Consider the following 18,924-nt stretch of genomic DNA (forward strand, 5'->3'; position numbering starts at 1 on the left):
GTTAAAAAGTGGCGCGATAATAAGACCATTTGTTTGCTACGCAAAGCATTATTTTATCGATTTGTGTAGGTTTTTTGTTCGGTTCTTAACCAGTAGTCAAGGCCTGTCTGGGAAATGAATGTTTTAGCATCATGCCCTTGCAATAGGGTGAATGTGGCGAGCATACCTGCCTGCACACAGGAGTCTGCTGCGACACTGATGCTGCGATAGGGCGATTGGATAGGCCAACCAGTTTTGGGGTTTAGAATATGTCCATATCGCTTGTCATGAATGGTGATATATCGTTTGGTATCACCTGACGTTGCAATGGCTCCCTGACTTAACAAAATAGAAATATCGGAACGATTCTCTTGGGTAAGACTTTCTATACCGATTTGCCATGGGATCGGATGTTTTAGATTTTGGCGGCAGGCTAGATCACCACCAAAATTAACCAAAACTCGATAAGTTAGATTTCGTTGTTTAAGCTGTTGGTCGATTAAATGTAAGACTCTGTCTACCGCATACTCTTTGCCGATCCCTCCAAAATCTAACTCCATACCCGATGGTACAGTCAGAAAGCTTGGATCCTCTGGATGCCAGATCAATTTATCAAAGCCAATGTGTGCTAGAAGCGAATCAATCTTAGTTTGGCTCGGTAGACTCTTGTGTTTAAAAGACCATACATTGCGCAGTAACCCAGAAGTGATATCAAAACGACCGTCTGAGAGCTGCCAGGCTTGATAGGCAAATGCCATCAGAGATTGGGTCTCAGAATCAATGATCTGGGGTGTATCAGGATGATTGTGTAACTCATGCCAAGTATTTGTGTCTTGGTAGCGACTATATTTGTATTCAATACGCCAAGCTTCTAAAACTGCCGAGAGACACAGTTCCGTTATCTCTGATTCATCCGCTTCATTAATATCTAGCAGGATTTCACACGGACTGGCCATACATTGGAAGGAGACCTTCGTAAATTCACTGAATTCGATGGTGGGTGCAGGATGCCTCGATGGGTTAGCAGAGGAGCTCACTTTAAGGGTGTGTTGTATCATGAGCTTCCTCCGCTAGGTGTTTTTTAGAAACGATAACCAACCGTCACCATGACAGCATCCATACTTGGGTATAAGTCTTGTTGTTTGAGTTTGCCGAAGCCTTCATCACCAGAGCTTTCCTGATGATACAGTGCTATCTTACCGTACGCTTCACTCTCATCCTCAAAGGTATAACCGTATTTTAATCCTAAAGTATAGGCAGTCATATCGCCAAGTCGGTAGTCTGCGCTGGCGTAATCTTGAGACTGATAGTTAGAGCTGGTTAAGTAACGCTGATAAAAGTCCGCAGCAGATTGTTGATAAAGTCGAACCTGAGGCTCTAAATATTGATTATCAAATCTAAAGCGGTATTTGCCCTCTAGGGTATGCGAGGTTACCCCCCAATCATCCCACATATAGCGATAACTCAAATCAATAATGTCGTTATTGCTCAGTTGATATTTAGTCTGCCAGTATAACGTCTGTTTGAGACGTGAATCCGGGCGTTTTTCATATACATACTGATTATCACCACTTATTTTGTAATTGCCGCCGTAGTTTGCTCCTGCATTATCATCAATGACGGATAAGAATTTATAGGGATCTGTATGGTAGCCATCACTTTGGCTCAATCCGTAATTAAACTGCATTAATGTGTTGCGGTTAATGACTTGAGTTACTCCAAACATGACGTCTGTAAGTGTTTTACTGTCATCCCCTGTATCTTTTGCCGTTGTAACGGTACTTAAACCCACTGGAACGCCACCTTCAGGAGAAATGGTGTCACTCGCAGCACTTAACCCCAAAGTCAGAGTAGTGTTCTTATTATTTAAGTAGCGGGAGAGGGTACCATTGGCACCAAGGGATTGATAATCGTGTTCCGCCGACAGATACGAACCGACACTGTAAGCCCAATCACGGCCAAGGGGGGCATTGTAATTAATAGAGAAGGAGCCGCGTGTATCTCGGAAAGTATCGTCAAGGGGATCGCTGTTTGGGGCGGTCTCATAGGTGCCATTGCCAGATGGACGACTAAAGGTCTGAGCTTCGCTGCTGGGCGTTGCACCATTTGGAGAGGCGCCGGTTAGAGTATCGCCAACAGCACGCAGGGTTAGAGCGGTTTCACTGTCAAACTTGCGTTTCAGTTCTAACACCGGTTCTACCGCCGTGACACGGGAATCGCTTTCGCTGTAGACCATTAACGCAGAATCAACATCCCAGTTTTCTCCCGCTTGGGCGACGGAAGAAAATCCGCCAGTCAAAGCACAGCTTGCCGTTGCCAGCAGAGCAGCGATATCTTTTGGGGATTGTTTAGTTGCAGCCACAGCCACCTCCTGCAAAACCTTGTCCGCCTGAGCTAGCTTCTTTACTGAAATAAATATGGTCGTTTAAGCTACTTTCGATTGGATCGTTAATTAAATTCATCTCATCTTGTGCTAACACATCTCTTTCCCATGGTTTGACTCCAAGGTCAGAACAACCTGCTAACACTCCCATGGTTCCCAATATCAGGGCACAACGTGCAAGTAAGTGACGCATTTTACTGAGCCTCCTGTAAAAGCTGTTGGATCTCTTTTTCGTACTCTTTAGTTTTGTCAGAGTGAAAGCCGATGTGCGTAGCGCGTACTTTGCCATCTCGGTCAATGAGAAAACTTGTCGGCATGCCGATAACCTCGAAAGCCTCAGGCATTTCTCCACTTGCATTAAAAAGGACGGTGAACTCCGGAGGTAATTCTTTTAAAAATGTCACTGCTTGGGGTTTCTGTTGGTCAAGGTTAATTGCGGCTATCTCAAAACCTTGGTCACGGTATTTCGCTGACATATGGTTCATCCAAGGGAAGGAAGTACGACATGGACTGCACCAGGAGGCCCAGAAATCCACTAGAACAACCTTACCTAAGTAATCATTCAGACTGATTGAAGTGCCTTGATAGGTGGGCATTGCAAAGTCCCCCATTGGAGCAACTGGGGCAGTGTCCTTATCGGAGATCTCTGCATGAGCTGTCATGGAGCCAAGGATTAATCCAGCAATCATGACTGGCTGGACAATTGAAAAGTGTTTTTGTTTTAAAAGGCGATATCCCATGATGAATCCTCATTATTGGTTATCGCCCAAGATAAAAGGGGAAACTTAAGTCAACATTAAGCATTACGTAAGTTTTGCTTAAGCTTGTATGGGTAGTGTAAGGCCATCACATTTCCTGCGGTTGGAGCAGCGATGGCTATTTTTATTTCTCGTCTTAGGGTGACTGCTTTAGTCATCGTTATGTTAATCAGTACTCTTGTACATGCAGGGGAATTCTTAAAACCTGATGAAGCATTTGTCTTGTCTAGCACTTCTGATGGTGAGCTGAGTTGGCAGATCGCTCCCCATTACTACCTTTATAAAGATCGTATTAAAGTCACCAAAAATGGTCAGCCTGTAGGTATGACCTGGTTAACCATGTCCGAATCAAAAGATGATCCGAATTTTGGTTTGGTAGAAGTATTTCACGATACCTTGTCGGTCAAAGTGAATGATGCAGCGCCTAAAGAGGGCGTTGAACAATACAGGGTGGAGTATCAGGGCTGCTCTGAAGAGGGTCTCTGTTATCCGCCGCAAAACCAAACGGTATCTTTGTCCATAACAAGCGCCACGGCCCAGTCAGATATTATGGGTGAGCGCGCTCAAATAATTAAACCAAAAGAATTGGTATCAGAGGAACAGGGGTTAATGGCTAGCCTGATCAACGAAAACATTTGGATCATGCTATTGACCTTTTTTGCATTAGGTCTTGGCCTATCCTTGACACCCTGTGTACTGCCAATGGTGCCAATCTTGGGAGGGATTATTGCAGGGCAGTTAGGAGAGTTATCGACCCGCAAAGGATTTATTCTGGCCCTGAGTTACGTCCTAGGTATGTCAATTACCTATAGCGTTGCGGGCGTTCTGGTGGGGCTGTTTGGCGCACAGTTAAACCTTCAAGCGGCCATGCAAACCCCCTGGATTTTGACCTTCTTTGGTATCGTATTCGTGGCTTTAGCATTCTCTATGTTTGGCTTTTACGAATTACAACTGCCCGATCGCTTACGTAATAAGATGGACTCTGTTGGCGCCAGTATGAAAGGTGGACAGCTGTTTGGCGTGGCGGCGATGGGGGCTGTGTCCGCATTAGTCGTCTCTCCTTGTGTGTCAGCACCTCTTGCCGGAGCATTGCTGTATATCAGCACCACAGGTGATGCGTGGCTGGGTGGTGCAGTGTTATTTGTGCTGAGTATAGGGATGGGCGTGCCATTGTTGCTCATGGGGCTTGGTGGCGGTCGATTTGTACCGAAAGCTGGTATGTGGATGCAACAGGTCAAAGCGTTTTTTGGCGTTGTTTTGTTAGGTGTGGCGATCTCCTTGGTGAGTCGATTCTTGCCGTTAGTGATCAGTGTTTCTCTTTGGACTTTGTTGTTGTTCGGGTATGGCTGTTATGTATTGCCAAGCACGTTGAAAACCGGTTGGAGCCGGATGCAGTTAGCGTTTTCAAGCTTGATCTTATTGTACAGTATTAGCATTGGTAGCTCTGTTTTGGCTGGAGCACCCAACCTAATAGAACCTTTAGCCTATCAAGTAAAATTCGGCTCAGCCCAAACTCAGGTTCACCAGCCATTATTTAGCCGCTACGATAGAATGGAAACTATCCACCAACAGCTCGATCAGGCAGCACAGCAGGGCATGCCTGCGGTGTTAGATTTTTATGCAGATTGGTGTACGGCATGTTCTACTATGGAGAAGGAAGTGTTTGATCAGCCAAGTATGTTTAAGCTTGCAGATCAATTCGCTTTTCTACAATTGGATATGACCGATAATACAGACGCCCAGCAAGCTTATATGAAAGAGTTAGGTATTTTTGGCCCTCCAGCATTGGTGTTCTTTAATAGGGATGGTTCGATTTCCCAGATCAGCCAAGGTGAGCTCACAGAAAGTGATATGCTCGAGAAGTTGGCTCAGGTGAGGTGATATAAGTTGAGAATTTTATTAGTGGAAGATGACCAGTCTTTAGGGGACGGGATGTGTATTGCCTTACATCGAGAAGGTTTTGTGGTGGATTGGCTTACGGATGGAGTACAAGCACTTCAAGCCATTGAGCAGGAGTCTTTTGATCTTGTGATTTTGGATCTTGGATTACCACGAATGGATGGTATGTCGGTGTTGAATAAAGTTCGTGATAAGGCCATTGATATTCCCATTCTTGTATTAACGGCTCGAGATGCCATCGAAGATAGAGTGAGCGGGTTAGATGCTGGGGCTGATGATTATGTGGTTAAGCCATTCGATATTGTCGAAATCAAAGCACGTATACGCGCCATTGTAAGACGCTCAAAAGGTCGTGCTGTAACTACCATTTCCCATGGTGAGATAGAGGTTCACCCAGACAGTATGCGTGCTGTTTATCAAGGACAAGATGTGTCTCTTACCCGTCGAGAATTTGTCTTGTTGCAGGAACTTATCTCCCGTCCAGGTCACGTTTTTACCCGGGATGCTATTGTTCAATCATTATATGGGTGGGGTGAAGAAGTTGAGAGTAATGCTTTAGAAGTTCATATCCATCACCTGCGTAAAAAATTCTATTCAGGTTTGATTAGAACCATTCGTGGAGTGGGCTATGTGATTGAAAAGCCCTAAGGAGAATAAAGCGTGCTCAAGATATTCAACCGACGCCTTCCCAACTCCATAAAGAAACGCACCCTTATATTGGTGATGTCTCTGTTTGCTTTTACCAGTTTGTTACTTGGGTTAATAAGCATTGGATTTGCAACTCATGAGGTGGAGGAGTTGTTTGATGCCCGTCTAGCCCAACAGGCCAGATTGTTGGTGCGCATGACCAGTGACGATCTAAAACAGGGGCGTCAGGCTCCTGTTTTCGTGTATCCGGAGGTGGTGACAGATCTAAATGAATATGAGTTGAGCCAAGTTGGCCACGAATATGAAAGCAAGGTCTATTTTAGAATCTGGCATAACGGAGAGGTGGTTGTCGCATCAGACAGTCAATCAATAGAACCTTCTCATACGCTTAAAGATGGTTTTGGTACTGCTGAGACTGAAAATTATGAATGGCGAACCTTTGAGCTGAAGAAAATCTCAGATCATGGGGATGTTTTTCGTATTGTGGTTGCTGAGCGACAGGATGTTCGTGGTGAGATTGTCACTGAGATTGTGTTGAATTCTGTTTTGCCTGAAATGATCGGGTGGCCTGTAATTGCACTCCTGGTTTGGTTGGCAGTCGGTTTTGGACTGGAACCGTTAAAACAACTTACTGATCGTATCAGCAAAATTAAACCTGCCCAATTGAAACCGGTTAGCCTTGATAACGTTCCAGAAGAACTCGCGCCTGTTCAGCAAGCACTCAATATTTTACTGAAAGAAATCGACGATCTCATGGCCCGTGAAAAGCGTTGGATTGCTGACGCAGCTCATGAGCTAAGAACCCCTTTAGCTATATTGAAGCTGCATGCACAGAATGCAGAAGCCGCACAGGATGAAGCAGAACGCCAACATGCGTTAGAGCAAATGGTCGCCGGTGTAGATCGCAGTACGAGGATTGTTGGGCAGCTTTTATCTTATGCTAGGGTAGAGAGCCAATTGCAAGGCGGTATCCACAGTCCTATTCCTCTATTTAAAGAAACGCGCCGTATCGTGGCCGCTTTATATCCTATGTTGTCTGAGAAAGAGATTAATCTAGAAGTTACTGAAGTTAATTCAGACATTGCTTTGCCGATGGAGGTCAATCATCTGGAAGTAATTTTGCAGAATTTGATTTCTAATGCGGTCAAATTTACGCCTACTGGTGGTGAGATTCGCATCGACTGGCAGAAAGAAAAGGATGGAATCGTGTTAGATTTTCGTGACTCTGGCGTTGGTGTTCCTAAGGGGGAATTAGGTCGCCTGACAGAACGTTTCTTCCGTGGTAGCGATCATTCTGGTGCCGGCTTGGGCCTTTCTATTGTCTCAAGCCTCGTAAAATACTATGGAGCTCATTTAGCGTTTGGCGCTAACAAGCCTAGTGGTTTGGTTGTACGTATTCGCTTTCCCATGAGATATTAAGTCCTTGAAACTGTCTTGTTATGTTAAAACACCGCCCAAGAGCGGTGTTTTTCATTTTTAAAAAGGATCTAGCTTATGGCGGAATGGATGTACATCTTGTTGTTAACCTTAATGGCAGGGATGGCAATGCCTTTGGGGGGCGTGTTTGCTTCGATTGATAGCATCCGTCCTAATTGGCTTAATGAAGAGCTTCGTCATAGTGTGACGGCTTTTGGTGGTGGTGCACTGTTGTCAGCCATTGCCTTAGTACTTGTCCCTGAGGGTATTGAACCTTTTTCCATTCCTATTAGTGCCATTTTGTTCCTTGCCGGTGGTGTGCTGTTTATGTGGGTAGATATCCTGCTCTATAAGCATCAGACCTCAGCAGGACAGCTGGTGGCTATGTTGTCAGATTTTATCCCCGAATCCATTGCATTGGGCGCCTCTCTAGCATTAGGGAAAGGGTCTGCTGCATTGCTTGCCGTTCTCATTGCTATGCAGAATCTACCTGAGGGGTTTAATGCGTTTCGAGAACTCAAAGAATCCGGACGTATGACTAATAAAAAGATTTTGTGGTTGTTTGTGCTTCTCGCAATGGCAGGTCCGGTGGCGGGTTTAGTGGCGTATTTTTGGCTGGCAAGTTTTACCGCATTGGTCTCTGGCATCATGCTGGTTGCAGCTGGGGGGATTCTCTATGCTGTGTTTCAGGATATCGCACCGCAGGTGAGGTTAGAGAAACACTGGGGCCCACCTTTGGGTGCAGTCATGGGGTTCGTACTCGGTCTGATAGGGTTTATGCTAACTCACTCATAAAAATGTATACATTTTTTACTTTTGCATATTATTATGAGCGCTTAAGGGAGTAATGATTATGTTTAAAGTTTTTTCTGATATGAGCCTTGGGGCTGTGGTGGCAGGTTTTATCGCTGTCTTAATAGGGTTTGCTAGCTCTGTTGCTATCGTTTTTCAAGCAGCAGATGTGGCCGGTGCAACGGAGTCCATGAAGATTTCTTGGATTATGGCCCTAGGTCTTGGTATGGGAGCGACCTGTTTTTTTCTAAGTTGGTGGTATAAAGCACCCGTTATTACGGCTTGGTCTACACCAGGTGCAGCCTTGCTAGCCACCAGCTTAACGGATGCTACCTATGGGGAAGCCATTGGTGTCTTTATGTTTGCCGGTGCACTGGCTTTGATCTTAGGGCTCAGTGGTCTTTTCGATAAGCTAATGCGCTGGATTCCATTGCCGATTGCCTGTGCCATGTTGGTTGGGGTGTTGTTTAATTTCGGTGTGGCGATCTTTACCTCCATGGAAGCGGATGCCTTGATAGTCGGCGTCATGTTTGCTGTTTATCTTGTGGCCAAACGAATCATCCCTCGTTATGCGGTCGTTCTGGTTTTAATTGCCGGAATTCTATTGGTCTTACTGCAGCCTCATGTAGACTTTTCTAGCATTCCTTTGCAAGTGGGGCATTTTGAATGGGTAACACCTGAGTGGAATACCTCTTTGATCCTAGGGGTAGGGGTGCCATTATTTATTGTGACACTCACCTCTCAAAATATCCCAGGTGTGGCGGTCATGAGAGCAAACAATTATCAAACCCCTGTTTCTAATCTAATGTCATGGACAGGGATCACCACCCTTTTACTCGCTCCGTTTGGAGGCTTCGCATTTAATTTGGCTGCTATTACTGCTGCCATTTGTAGTGGGAAAGAATGTCACTCTGATCCAGGTAAACGTTACATTGCTGGTATGTCGGCGGGAGTCTTCTATTGGCTGGCAGGGGCTGCTGGAGCAACTGTGGTGGGGATTTTTGCTGTGTTTCCAGCCGAAATGATTGCCGCCTTGGCGGGTATTGCGTTACTGGGCACTATAGGTGCTAATCTTAAAGCGGCGGTTGAGGATGAAAGCGTTCGTGAAGCGGCCCTCGTGACATTTTTAACGACTGTGTCAGGGGTGTCATTTTTTGGTGTGGCATCGGCCTTTTGGGGTATATGTTTCGGCTTAATTGTATTATCTGTGCAAAAAATAGGACGTTCTAAATAATGTCTGAGATAAGCCTTTTAGATCAGATTAAAACCGATATTGTCTCTGGGTCGTTAGAGCGTGGGCGGCCTTTACGCCAGCTAGAATTGTCTGAGCGATATGGTGTCAGTCGTATCCCGATTCGAGATGCTATCAGTATTTTACGCAATCAAGGATGGCTTGTTCCCCATGGAAAAGCCGGTTCTATGATCCCTGAGCTGTGCTGGCATGAGGCAGAAGATTTATATCAAATGCGTTCTATTTTAGAGAGTCGACTTTTAGAGTTTGCATTTGATCGACTTACTTTTGAAACACTGGGGCGCGCTAGAGATATTAATCATCAATTAAATAGTGATACCCTGAGTTTGATAGAGCGAGGTCAACTTAACTGGGAATTTCATGCGACCCTATATCAAGCAGCGAATCGTCCTACTTTATTTAACGTGGTCAGTGGTTTAAATGAGCAGGTCAGACGTTATCTTGGTTTTCAATATGGTCCGTTAAAATATAAGGATGTCAGTCAGACGGAACACGACACTCTGTTACGTTTTTTAGAGCAAAAAGATAAACAGGGCGCTACAGAGTTACTGAAACATCATATTGAGGCGGCAGGAACTCAGTTAGTTCGCTACCTGAAATCAACGACCAATAACTAATAATGTAGAGAAAGGCTAACGACGTGGATAAGGCTTTTTATATCAACAAAGCGTCCCAACAAAAGTCTGAGTATGCAAAGCTTAAGGCTTTAGTTGCTGATGAGTTTGAAAATGCTCGGCAATCAATCCGTCAAATGCTTCAAGGGTTGGGCATCGAGCATGTGGATCAGACTTCCAGTGGTAAAGGCGTTATTGATGCATGTCGCGCCCACCGTTATGACGTGGTGCTATGTGATTACCGTTTAGTAGGTAATAAGAACGGCCAACAAGTATTAGAAGAATTGCGGGAGCTAAAGCTGCTGAAATTCAATGTGGTATTTTGCATCGTGTCTGCCGAGACAAGCCGCGACGTGGTGATGGGGATTATGGAATCTGGTCCCGATGAGTACCTTTCTAAACCCTTCACTCAAGCGGTATTAGCCCGACGTCTTGAACGGCAATTTAAACAAGCTCAAGCATTGTCCCAGATGAAGCGTTTACTCGCTGATGAAAAATATGATGAGCTGATCAATGAGTGTATAGCCCATATTAAAAGTGAAGGGCGTTACGCCCCTTGGTGCAAGCGAACCTTGGTAGAAGCTTTTCTAGCGACTAAACAATACGAACCCTTAGAGCGATTGTGTAAGACTGAATTGTCGTCTAGGGAAGTGGACTGGGCACTACTGGGCCTTGCTAAGATGGCCGTCGCTAAACAGCAACTAGATAAAGCCATTAAAATCTTAGAGCGTATATTGCAATTATTTCCTCAAACCGTGGCTGCTTATGATCTTATGGCGCAATGCTTACAGGATAAAGGAAGCACTGAAGAAGCTCAGCAAGTGCTTGAAGATGCTATAAGAATCTCCCCTCGTATTCATAAAAGGCAAAAGCAAATGGCCAAGGTGAGTATGGCAAATGGGGATGCTATGGCCGCTTTAAAAGCTAGCCAGCAAACGGTTCGGTTAGGTGTAAATTCAATACATGAAAATCCTGATGACTATATTCAATTTGTTGATATTGTCTCGGAGTCTGCCAGTTTAGCGGACAGTGTAGACCGCAAACGTTTACTGTCTGAAGCTGGCAGTGCTCTGAGCGCTGTGGCTAAGCGCTTTGCAGATAATGATCAGGTCAAATTTCGTAAATCCTTAGCAGAAAGTCGCTTGATGGCTTCCCAAGGCCGTAACACAGAGGCGGCTCAAGCTCTGGCCGGAGCGCAATCTCTGGCGAGTGAGTTGGAAGGTGGGATGGCGCCTGAATTGGTGGTTGAATACGGTAAAACCCTGTATAGCGCAGGGAATAAAGATCAGGCAGAGCAAATCCTTTCTTCTCTAGTAAACAATGGCACTGCGGACAAAACTTTGCGGCAGCAGGCGTCGGACTTCCTTGATGAGCCAGTTTCAGGAAGTGCCAAGCAACAAGCAAAAACCTTAAATAAGGAAGGTTTAGCTTTATATGGCAATAAACAATACGAAGAGGCTGTTCAGCAGTTTAAAACCGCTTTAGAGCATTCTCCGCGTCATCCTGGACTTAATTTAAATCTGGTACAAAGTTGTCTGAAGCTAATGGAGTCACAAGGGGCGAAGCATTATCTCGTTGCAGAGTGTGCAGAGGCGATTAAGCGTTTAAAACATGTTTCTGAGCATCATAAACAATACAAACGTTTGGTGGCCCTAAAAGAATTCTTGATTAAACATTACGATATAAAGCTATAGGAGTTTAGCGTGACGAATAATACTAACCAACTGCCTTTTGAAGATGTGATTGGCGCGTCCGTAAACGATATGCGTAACTCCTTGGGCCAAGTCCGATATAAACTAGAATCCATTGCTGGAGGTATCCAAGGAGAGGAAGCCACTGCCGGATTGAAAATTGTGGATTATGAAGTCACTCGTATGCAAAACGTGGTGAACCAGCTTCATGGGCTGTATTTGATGGAGTCTGATAAGTTAATCGTACAAATGCAAGAAACCTACGTTCTTGAGTTAATTGATGACATCTTGGCAGGAATGGAAAGTCTGTTGCAAATTAACGGTGTTGAAATAGAAGTCATTGGTGAAGATCTGTGCTGGTACTTAGATCCATACTTGTTAACCGGCGTTCTGAATATTGCCGTGTTAAATGCTGTACGTTATACCCAAGACAAAATTTGCATTACGGTTGAAGAGGGTGAAGACGGTTTAAGCCTTACCGTTGATGACAATGGGGCTGGGTATCCAGACATAGTTTTGGAGCGCTTTAACAGCATCAAATCAGGGGAGTCGATTGACACCTTTTCAAGTCAAAATATTGGCTGGCTGTACTGTGAAAAGGTAGCGGCACAGCACAAAAATAAGGGCGTTTGTGGGCAAACGGTATTGGATAATCAAAGCGTAATTGGGGGCGGCCGTTTGCGAATTAATCTGCCTTAGGGGAATGTCCGATTGTTAGGCAAATGCCACCTATTTACGAGTAGGCGGCATCTTGGTTACTGAGGTAAAAATACTGCCAGTTCTGCGCCACCAAGGCGTTTAGATCTGCGCTTTTCGATATAGCCTTCTCGGTCTTGAACCTTGTGGGCGATGGCTGATAATTCAGCAAAGTATAAACCTAGGCCGGTGTTTGATTCGAATAAGAGCTCATCCGCTTCAATATCCTTGTCATTGTAACCTGGTCCATCATCTTCGATTGAAAGTACTAAGTACTCGTTCTCAACGACGGCATTGATTTCAATGTTAGTTTTAGCGTACCGAAGTGCATTATAAACTGCGGTGCTCACGACTGCTGTCATGAGCCGCTCATCAAATACGGCCGTAAGGTCTGCATCCACATTAAAAGTCAGTTTTAAGTTTTTTGCGGTGGCAGATGGGGCTAGCGCGAAAACTTGATCGTCTAAAAATTCTTCTAGGGAAAAACAGTCGTAGTGAACCATGTAGCCATCAGAGGCTAAACGATAAAGATAGAGGTATTCCACCCATTCATCGTTTAATTGCTTCATGCCTTCTTCTACTTTTCTAAGGGACTGTCGTCCTTCTTCTGAAAGCTGCTGTTTCTTGAGCGTTTCAAGCTGATACAGAAGGGTGCCAATATGATTTTTACTTTCGTGTATGGCACTCGCGAGAATGGTGCTGATATCCATCTTTTCCATAGTCTGTCACTTCGCACTCTTTAATTTAGTAATACGATCAGATGCTGCTTTGCTTGGCTTATCCGCATTACCTGTTTCGATGTCATGATGCCAAACCTCTTCGATTTGTTCAGCGGTTTTGAGATCCCCCAAAGCACTGTGTAACTCCATTTCAGTAAGGTAGGCTTCTGCTCTCACGCTAGGTGAATCGAAGAAAGCTTGTTCTACCTTTTTGAGGGAGGTTTGAAAGCTATCAAGTTGGCGGGACGATAAGGGCGCTTCCTTAGCCAAAGCAACCACAGAACTCATGTGATTTAGGTAGACATCAGCCTTATTAAAGCAGGAGTGTTTTGCAAGAAATACCGCTCGCCTAAAGGACATTTCAGCCATGATGTTGTCTTGTATATCTAAACTTAATTTGCCTAGTTCAACTTGTCGCAGTAGGTTTTTAGGAGAGCGTCCCACTGCGTCAATCAAGACTGCTTGAGCTTCTTGAGGGTTCCCTTGTTTGATCAAGGTTTTAGCCAACCAATCATAGGCTGCCACAAAGAATTTATTGTCCAAAGTCAGCTGTCGGAATTTACTTTCGGCTTTATCTAATTTTCCTAGAAAAAAGTGACATTTTGCTTCACCAAAGACCGCCCAAGGCATATTGGATGCTTTTCTCACCGTACGAAAAACATCTAATGCTTCCTGATATTGCTGTTTGCTTAGTAGCGCATCACCGATAATGCGCTGACAGCGGCTCTCTAAAATAGGGTTGTCGGACATGACCTGCTTAGCTTCACTGATAGCGTCGTCGAAATCATTGGCGTCAAGGGCTTTATTAACGGCAATAAGTTTGGCTTTATTTTCCATTAGCCTTAGTAATCTGCGCTGGAGCATAGCTTGAGAGAACGGTTTTGTGATGTAGCCGTCTGGCGCATATTCAATGGCACCCATCACCATTTCGATGGACGTTTCAGCCGTTACCATAAGGTAAGTCGATGTGTTGGGGATGAGGTGAGAAATACGTACTTCTTCAAGCAGTTGTTGCCCATCTTTGCCATTCCCTAGGTTGTAGTCAGATAAGATTACGTCGTATTTGTGGGTGCGTAGCATGTCGATGGCACTTTCGGCCTTCATCGCGATATCAATAGATTTGAACCCGAAATCATTAAGCATTTTCTTTTGCATGATGCGGGCTTCAGCCATATCTTCGATCAGTAATGCAGTTTTCTCTGAAAAGTTTGGCTTATTCATCTTATGATGGATCTCTTAATACACTACAAAAAAGATTTGTTTGGATTGGCGACCAAGTCCTCAGAAAAGATCTCGTCTTCTTCAGAGTTTTGCTGGGGAATGCTGTAGCTTTCGCTAGCCCATTCTCCAAGGTCAATTAACTTACAGCGCTCACTGCAAAAAGGGCGATTTTTGTTGTCTTGTGACCAAGGGCTTTTTTGGCCACAGGTAGGGCAAGCCACCATCGTATTATTCTGCATTATTTTATATCTAATTTATCAAGTAATTTTTTGTGTAACTCAGTGACTTTACCACTCAAATCCTCGGCTGTGCCAGTATTTTTCAAGATAAAGTTTGCTCGCTCTATGCGGTCTTCATCAGGTAGTTGCGCTTGAATGATACGACGTATTTGCGCTTCATTGTTGCCGTCTCTTTTCATGGCTCGCTCAACCTGCTGAGCAACAGTCACGCTAATGGCGATGGTTAGGTCGCAAAGATGTTCTTGATGCTTTTCAAATAGAAGTGGGTGCACTAATAAACCATACTTGCTGGTCATGGCGTTAAGGTGGTCTTCGATTCTCACTCTAATTGCAGGATGGGTGATGCTTTCTAGTAAGGCTCGACTCTCGGGGTTTTGAAAGACTTCTTCTCTTAATTTAGCTCGGTTTAGCTGCCCATCTGGCAGAATTATCTGCTCACCAAATGCATCTATTATAGCGTCTAGGCATGGCTCTCCAGGTAAAACCACTTCCCGAGCAACGTCATCAGCGTCAATAGACTGAATGCCAAGTTGGTTAAATAGTTTGGCAATTGTACTCTTCCCAGAACCTATCCCGCCCGTCAGGCCAACGATTTTAGTCATGAATATGCCTTATAGTAGAAGATGAGAAGGGCGCTAATGATTAAAAATGGTCCAAATGGGATCCGCTCACTCATCTGTTTTTTTGTCAGTATATGAAAGCCCATACCTGTAATGGAGGCCATTAGTAATATAGGTGATAAAGCTGTTGGACCCAGCCAAAATACTAGGGCCGCAAGGAGTTTGGCATCCCCTAAGCCGATGGCTTCTACCTTTCGTACTTTTAAAAACAGCCAACGTAAGCTCACAATCAGAAAATAGGCAAATAAAGCAAAAAGTAGATTAATACTGGGATCTTGTCCTTGGGAATACATCAGTATAAACGCGCTCATACTTACCCATACGCTGCATTGGTCAGGTATCCATTGGTGTTCCGCATCAATTATTAATGCCAGTAAGAGGCTACTAATCAGTAGCAACAGAAGGCCTAACTCGGTTAAATCATTGGTAAGGAAATAAAGGGGTAACAGAATTACTAGGCTAAATGCTTCAATGATTGGGTAGCGAATGGGGATGCTATTTTTACAGTGTCGACATTTCCCAGAGTTAAGAGCATAACTTAACAGCGGCATGAGGTCTCTAGGGGTGAGCGTTGAGCCGCAGTTTGGGCAAATAGATCGTCCTTTAAAGAAGCTTTCGGGAGCGGGATCATTAAAGTCTAGCGCCAGAAAATCGTGTGCTTCCTTTCGCCAGTTGTGTTCTAAGGTACGTGGTAGTCTCCATGAGAGAGAGGACATTGCGCTACCCATACAAAGGCATACTAAAACATAAAATATGAAGGTTGCTTCAGACAAGTTGATTCAATTCCATAATGGGTAAATAGAGCTCTAACAGGGTGTAAGTCACGAACAGCGCAGCAATAACTATACCCAATAATGGGATTATTTTGCAGAGTAGATTGATGTGATATTGGTTGGATCTAGCCCAGTCCTCACGGGCTTGTATGAGAGGTGATAGCAGGTCTGAAGTGTCATCAATGCTGCTGAGCTTGTAATGCTTTGCCTTGGGGAACCATTGCTGTGGTAACGCTTCACTGACTTTAGATCCGCTGTCTAACAAAAGCACTGATTGATACAAAGCTAAAATGTCATGTTGATGGCTATGTAAGCACATGCCTTTTAAGATGCGGTGGAGCGGCACGCCTGTTTTCGTCATTTCGACAATGATTGATAGAGTGTTTTCATAGCGAAACCCTTTTATATTTTGTGTTAGCCAAAGGGCTATGTGACCGCTTTTTACTAGGTAAAAAACCACAAGTTGAATAGCAGAGACACACAACCAAAGGCAAAGGGTAAAAAACAGATCTCTATTGTTAAATAGGGCGTTAATACAGGCCATAACTAGGGCGGATTGTATAATTAAAAAGGGATAGTTTAGGTTTTTAGTTAGATGCTGAGATAATTCCTGCTCTCTATTGAGCATGTTCACTACGGCTTTAATGACTGCTATTTTAGGTTCTTCACCGCTTGATTGCTTAAGTGTCGCAAGCATTGGTTTAAGATGACTGGGTAAGAATGCCCACATTGCATCTCCAATTGAGTCACCTTGACTCAATCTCTGGGCGATCATACAGAATCTAAAATCCTTGCTCTTTTGTTCAAGGGCAGAAAGTAATGCCTGCTGAAGCCCAGATTGGTTGTTCCAGTAATGTAGGGTGTTTTCTAATAAGCTGCCCAGTTGAATGGAATTAAATGATCGGCTTCGGATGTTTTTGATATGTCTTGTGCTTTTGCCTATGCGGACGGCATGGCGAATCGCTGGTTCCTTGCTATCAAACAAAAGGGCGTTATCGTCTCCTTTGATGGTATATAACTTCATGATTCGCTTCCTACCTGCTGCCAAAGATCCGTTTCTTGGATAAGAGCCTGATAGGTTGACGGTAAATTTACCCCCCATTTCGGGCGCAATATGGAGAATTTGGGTTTGCAGCCTTGCTCTTCATACCTCATTGACTGATGAATGATTAACGAAAGGGAGCTAACTAATGAAAAGAAATCTAGGTTCCAATGACGGCATCGATGAATGACATTTAAAGGGCTATTTGCATGAATGGTGGCCAAGACCAAGTGTCCTGTTAAGGCTGCTGATATGGCCAGGTCTGCTGTTTTGGCGTCGCGTATTTCGCCCACCATGATCACGTCGGGGTCTTGACGCATAAATGATTTCAACAGGGCTAAGGTGTCAATTTCTAATGAATCGTTGGGCTCGAATTGATAAATGTTGGGGAGAGGTAATTCGATGGGATCTTCTATGGTGTAAATGGTGCGCGATCCATCGTCGATACGCTCAAGACATGAATATAAGGTAGTTGTTTTTCCTGACCCTGTGGCACCGCACACTAAAATAAGACCGCTTTTTTGTGATATTGCGTGTTCCAATGCATTGTTCTGGGCGATGCTAAGGCCCAGTTTTACGAGGGATAATTGTTTTAAAGGGGAGAGCACTCGTAGGGCAACTTTCTCACCTAGGTCTGAATTAACAATGCTTACCCGAATAAAATATGTGTCGCCATGAAGTACAAAGCTAAATTGCCCCTCCTGGATTCTTCGGGATTCTGCCACATTTAAATCAGCGTTTATCTTGATCTTGTTGATGAGCGTGAGTCCATTTGAAAAGGACTCTCTCTTAGTTAGTTGGCCATAAATTCGATAGCGCATCTGGGTTGTCTGGTCAGAAAGTAGTAATAGGTGTATGTCTGAGGCATTTCTCTGAATTGCATCAGCAAGGAGGGCATCAAGATTCATATCATACCTCCGACGACTGGCAATTATCTGGTGCCACATTGGTGGCCAGTGTCGTCTGGCATTGCCAGACACCTTGAGTATTTCTTGAATAGGTGAGTGTTGCTCCTTCATCAATCCCGATCGCATCTTTTAAGTTAAAGATGATTAAACCTTGTTCTTTGTCTATTCGAGTGACACTTGTGGAAAGGACTTTGCCTTCAGGAACTTGTGAGTCCAGTAGTGACTCAAGAGCTTCGGCAGTAGGAAAATCGGCGTTAGCCATAATGTACTCATCTGCCGTGCCTGTCACGGTACTGGCATAGAGAACCACATCAACAAGATTTGCTTTAGCAATATGTCGTTTAAAAGAGGGGGCAGTAAAAGACGCAAGTATGGAAATGATCGCAATGACGACCATTAATTCAATTAGGGTAAACCCCTTTTTTGAGCTGGGTATTTGAATCATAACTTCACTCCTTGAAGTTGTTCGGGTTAGTGTTCACGTCCTGTGAGCACTTTGATCAATTATGCGTATAGGTTAATTTGCTGTTGTACAAGCTGCTCCCTATTAGAAGTTAAAACAGAAGAGCTAGATTGGTTGGATGCAGACAGGCTTTCATTCGTATCACTAGCGCTGCTCACTTGTGATGCTAATTCAGAAGTAGCTTCTGCAATGGCCGCTTGTGCCTCACGGGCAACAGCTCTATCGGCGGAAGAGGGCTCAGCGGGTGCAAGGGCCGCACGATAAACTTGTTTCATCTTTTCAATGGTGGCTTGTGGGTCCCCTGAAATAGGGCTTACGTCAATTTGAACTTCGCCATCTGTAATGTAGCGTTTACCATCAGGCCCTTGTTCATAGGAATAAGAAGGGCTGCCGGCATATTGTCCGCCAGCCGCAGCATGGGCTTGCTCATGGGTACGCACTTCTTCATCTCGAGATTCTAGCTCATCCACTTCTTCTTGTTCTTCTTCTGTCAATGCGATGCTTGAGGTGTCGTTATCGGACACAGTGCCACTTTGTTCTTCTCTGTCTGATGAGTCTTGATCAACGTCAGAAGGAGGTTGTTCTGTAGTTTGCTCTTCGTTAAGCAGGTTTTTGGCTTCTTCGGAAATATTGACAGTAAAGTCTGAAGTAGAACGTGCTGTGGTAGGGGATTCTTGAGTGTCTGCGGTGCTGACAGAGGACAGGCTGCCTAAGGAGCTTTGCTCCTGAGCATACTTTTGCGCTTCAATAGAATGAACAACACTGCCTGACATGATAAAATCAACCAAACCACTAAACCCTTATAAATTTA

The 18,924-nt window shown here is 44.4% G+C and carries 21 protein-coding genes; 8 read left to right on the top strand and 13 right to left on the bottom strand.

What is annotated here, in order from left to right; translation table 11 throughout:
* Positions 1 to 53 precede the first annotated feature (53 nt).
* Genes ACZ5DR_RS14090 through ACZ5DR_RS14105 form a run of 4 tightly spaced genes read right to left on the bottom strand, consistent with a single transcriptional unit; the run spans position 54 to position 3,102 of the window.
* Positions 54 to 1,037: an FAD:protein FMN transferase gene (locus tag ACZ5DR_RS14090; RefSeq protein ID WP_377367285.1), complete on the bottom strand. Its 984-nt coding sequence runs from the start codon at positions 1,035 to 1,037 to the stop codon at positions 54 to 56.
* A gap of 23 nt (positions 1,038 to 1,060) precedes the next feature.
* Positions 1,061 to 2,341 (bottom strand): DUF3570 domain-containing protein, encoded by a 1,281-nt coding sequence (locus ACZ5DR_RS14095; protein ID WP_377367287.1) that lies wholly within the window; start codon positions 2,339 to 2,341, stop codon positions 1,061 to 1,063.
* Complete coding sequence (locus tag ACZ5DR_RS14100; protein ID WP_377367289.1) at positions 2,328 to 2,555, bottom strand: DUF4266 domain-containing protein; 228 nt, start codon at positions 2,553 to 2,555, stop codon at positions 2,328 to 2,330. The genes ACZ5DR_RS14095 and ACZ5DR_RS14100 overlap by 14 nt, the downstream gene beginning before the upstream one ends.
* A 1-nt stretch (position 2,556) precedes the next feature.
* Positions 2,557 to 3,102, bottom strand: coding sequence for a TlpA disulfide reductase family protein (locus tag ACZ5DR_RS14105; protein WP_377367291.1), 546 nt, complete (start codon positions 3,100 to 3,102; stop codon positions 2,557 to 2,559).
* A gap of 132 nt (positions 3,103 to 3,234) precedes the next feature.
* Here ACZ5DR_RS14105 and dsbD point away from each other — a divergent pair, with 132 nt between their 5' ends.
* The 8 genes from dsbD (at position 3,235) to ACZ5DR_RS14145 (ending at position 12,131) form a co-directional block, all read left to right on the top strand.
* Positions 3,235 to 5,001 carry a protein-disulfide reductase DsbD gene (dsbD, locus tag ACZ5DR_RS14110; RefSeq protein ID WP_377367293.1) on the top strand — a complete coding sequence of 589 codons (1,767 nt, stop codon included), beginning with the start codon at positions 3,235 to 3,237 and terminating at the stop codon, positions 4,999 to 5,001.
* Positions 5,002 to 5,007: 6 nt separating this feature from the next.
* Positions 5,008 to 5,667: a response regulator gene (locus tag ACZ5DR_RS14115; RefSeq protein WP_377367295.1), complete on the top strand. Its 660-nt coding sequence runs from the start codon at positions 5,008 to 5,010 to the stop codon at positions 5,665 to 5,667.
* A 12-nt stretch (positions 5,668 to 5,679) separates the two neighbouring features.
* A complete protein-coding gene (locus ACZ5DR_RS14120; RefSeq protein ID WP_377367297.1) occupies positions 5,680 to 7,086 on the top strand; it encodes an ATP-binding protein in 1,407 nt (468 codons plus the stop codon).
* A gap of 75 nt (positions 7,087 to 7,161) precedes the next feature.
* Positions 7,162 to 7,878 carry a ZIP family metal transporter gene (locus ACZ5DR_RS14125; protein ID WP_377367299.1) on the top strand — a complete coding sequence of 239 codons (717 nt, stop codon included), beginning with the start codon at positions 7,162 to 7,164 and terminating at the stop codon, positions 7,876 to 7,878.
* Positions 7,879 to 7,936: 58 nt separating this feature from the next.
* The gene (locus tag ACZ5DR_RS14130; protein ID WP_377367301.1) at positions 7,937 to 9,109 is read left to right on the top strand and encodes a benzoate/H(+) symporter BenE family transporter; all 1,173 of its coding nucleotides are present in this window, start codon (positions 7,937 to 7,939) and stop codon (positions 9,107 to 9,109) included.
* Positions 9,109 to 9,744 (top strand): GntR family transcriptional regulator, encoded by a 636-nt coding sequence (locus ACZ5DR_RS14135; protein ID WP_377367303.1) that lies wholly within the window; start codon positions 9,109 to 9,111, stop codon positions 9,742 to 9,744. The genes ACZ5DR_RS14130 and ACZ5DR_RS14135 overlap by 1 nt, the downstream gene beginning before the upstream one ends.
* Before the next feature lie 23 nt (positions 9,745 to 9,767).
* Complete coding sequence (locus tag ACZ5DR_RS14140) at positions 9,768 to 11,435, top strand: tetratricopeptide repeat protein (protein ID WP_377367305.1); 1,668 nt, start codon at positions 9,768 to 9,770, stop codon at positions 11,433 to 11,435.
* 9 nt (positions 11,436 to 11,444) lie between these two features.
* Positions 11,445 to 12,131 carry a sensor histidine kinase gene (locus ACZ5DR_RS14145; RefSeq protein ID WP_377367307.1) on the top strand — a complete coding sequence of 229 codons (687 nt, stop codon included), beginning with the start codon at positions 11,445 to 11,447 and terminating at the stop codon, positions 12,129 to 12,131.
* 56 nt (positions 12,132 to 12,187) lie between these two features.
* On the opposite strand, the gene ACZ5DR_RS14150 is transcribed toward ACZ5DR_RS14145, so the two are convergent.
* The 9 genes from ACZ5DR_RS14150 to ACZ5DR_RS14190 are packed head-to-tail and all read right to left on the bottom strand — an operon-like array spanning position 12,188 to position 18,901.
* A complete protein-coding gene (locus tag ACZ5DR_RS14150; protein WP_377367308.1) occupies positions 12,188 to 12,847 on the bottom strand; it encodes a sensor histidine kinase in 660 nt (219 codons plus the stop codon).
* A 6-nt stretch (positions 12,848 to 12,853) separates the two neighbouring features.
* Complete coding sequence (locus ACZ5DR_RS14155) at positions 12,854 to 14,068, bottom strand: response regulator (protein WP_377367310.1); 1,215 nt, start codon at positions 14,066 to 14,068, stop codon at positions 12,854 to 12,856.
* A 23-nt stretch (positions 14,069 to 14,091) separates the two neighbouring features.
* Positions 14,092 to 14,307 (bottom strand): DNA gyrase inhibitor YacG, encoded by a 216-nt coding sequence (gene yacG / locus ACZ5DR_RS14160; RefSeq protein ID WP_377367312.1) that lies wholly within the window; start codon positions 14,305 to 14,307, stop codon positions 14,092 to 14,094.
* Positions 14,307 to 14,909: a dephospho-CoA kinase gene (gene coaE, locus ACZ5DR_RS14165; RefSeq protein WP_377367314.1), complete on the bottom strand. Its 603-nt coding sequence runs from the start codon at positions 14,907 to 14,909 to the stop codon at positions 14,307 to 14,309. Before coaE ends, yacG begins: the two co-directional genes overlap by 1 nt.
* A complete protein-coding gene (locus ACZ5DR_RS14170) occupies positions 14,906 to 15,700 on the bottom strand; it encodes a prepilin peptidase (protein ID WP_377367316.1) in 795 nt (264 codons plus the stop codon). The genes coaE and ACZ5DR_RS14170 overlap by 4 nt, the downstream gene beginning before the upstream one ends.
* On the bottom strand, positions 15,693 to 16,748 hold the full coding sequence (locus tag ACZ5DR_RS14175) for a hypothetical protein (RefSeq protein ID WP_464543708.1): 1,056 nt from the start codon (positions 16,746 to 16,748) through the stop codon (positions 15,693 to 15,695). The genes ACZ5DR_RS14170 and ACZ5DR_RS14175 overlap by 8 nt, the downstream gene beginning before the upstream one ends.
* Positions 16,721 to 17,650 carry a GspE/PulE family protein gene (locus tag ACZ5DR_RS14180; RefSeq protein WP_377367320.1) on the bottom strand — a complete coding sequence of 310 codons (930 nt, stop codon included), beginning with the start codon at positions 17,648 to 17,650 and terminating at the stop codon, positions 16,721 to 16,723. Before ACZ5DR_RS14180 ends, ACZ5DR_RS14175 begins: the two co-directional genes overlap by 28 nt.
* 1 nt (position 17,651) lies before the next feature.
* The gene (locus ACZ5DR_RS14185; RefSeq protein ID WP_377367322.1) at positions 17,652 to 18,095 is read right to left on the bottom strand and encodes a pilin; all 444 of its coding nucleotides are present in this window, start codon (positions 18,093 to 18,095) and stop codon (positions 17,652 to 17,654) included.
* A gap of 59 nt (positions 18,096 to 18,154) precedes the next feature.
* On the bottom strand, positions 18,155 to 18,901 hold the full coding sequence (locus ACZ5DR_RS14190; protein ID WP_377367324.1) for a putative metalloprotease CJM1_0395 family protein: 747 nt from the start codon (positions 18,899 to 18,901) through the stop codon (positions 18,155 to 18,157).
* Positions 18,902 to 18,924 lie beyond the last annotated feature (23 nt).

This window comes from Marinomonas vaga (assembly GCF_055388305.1).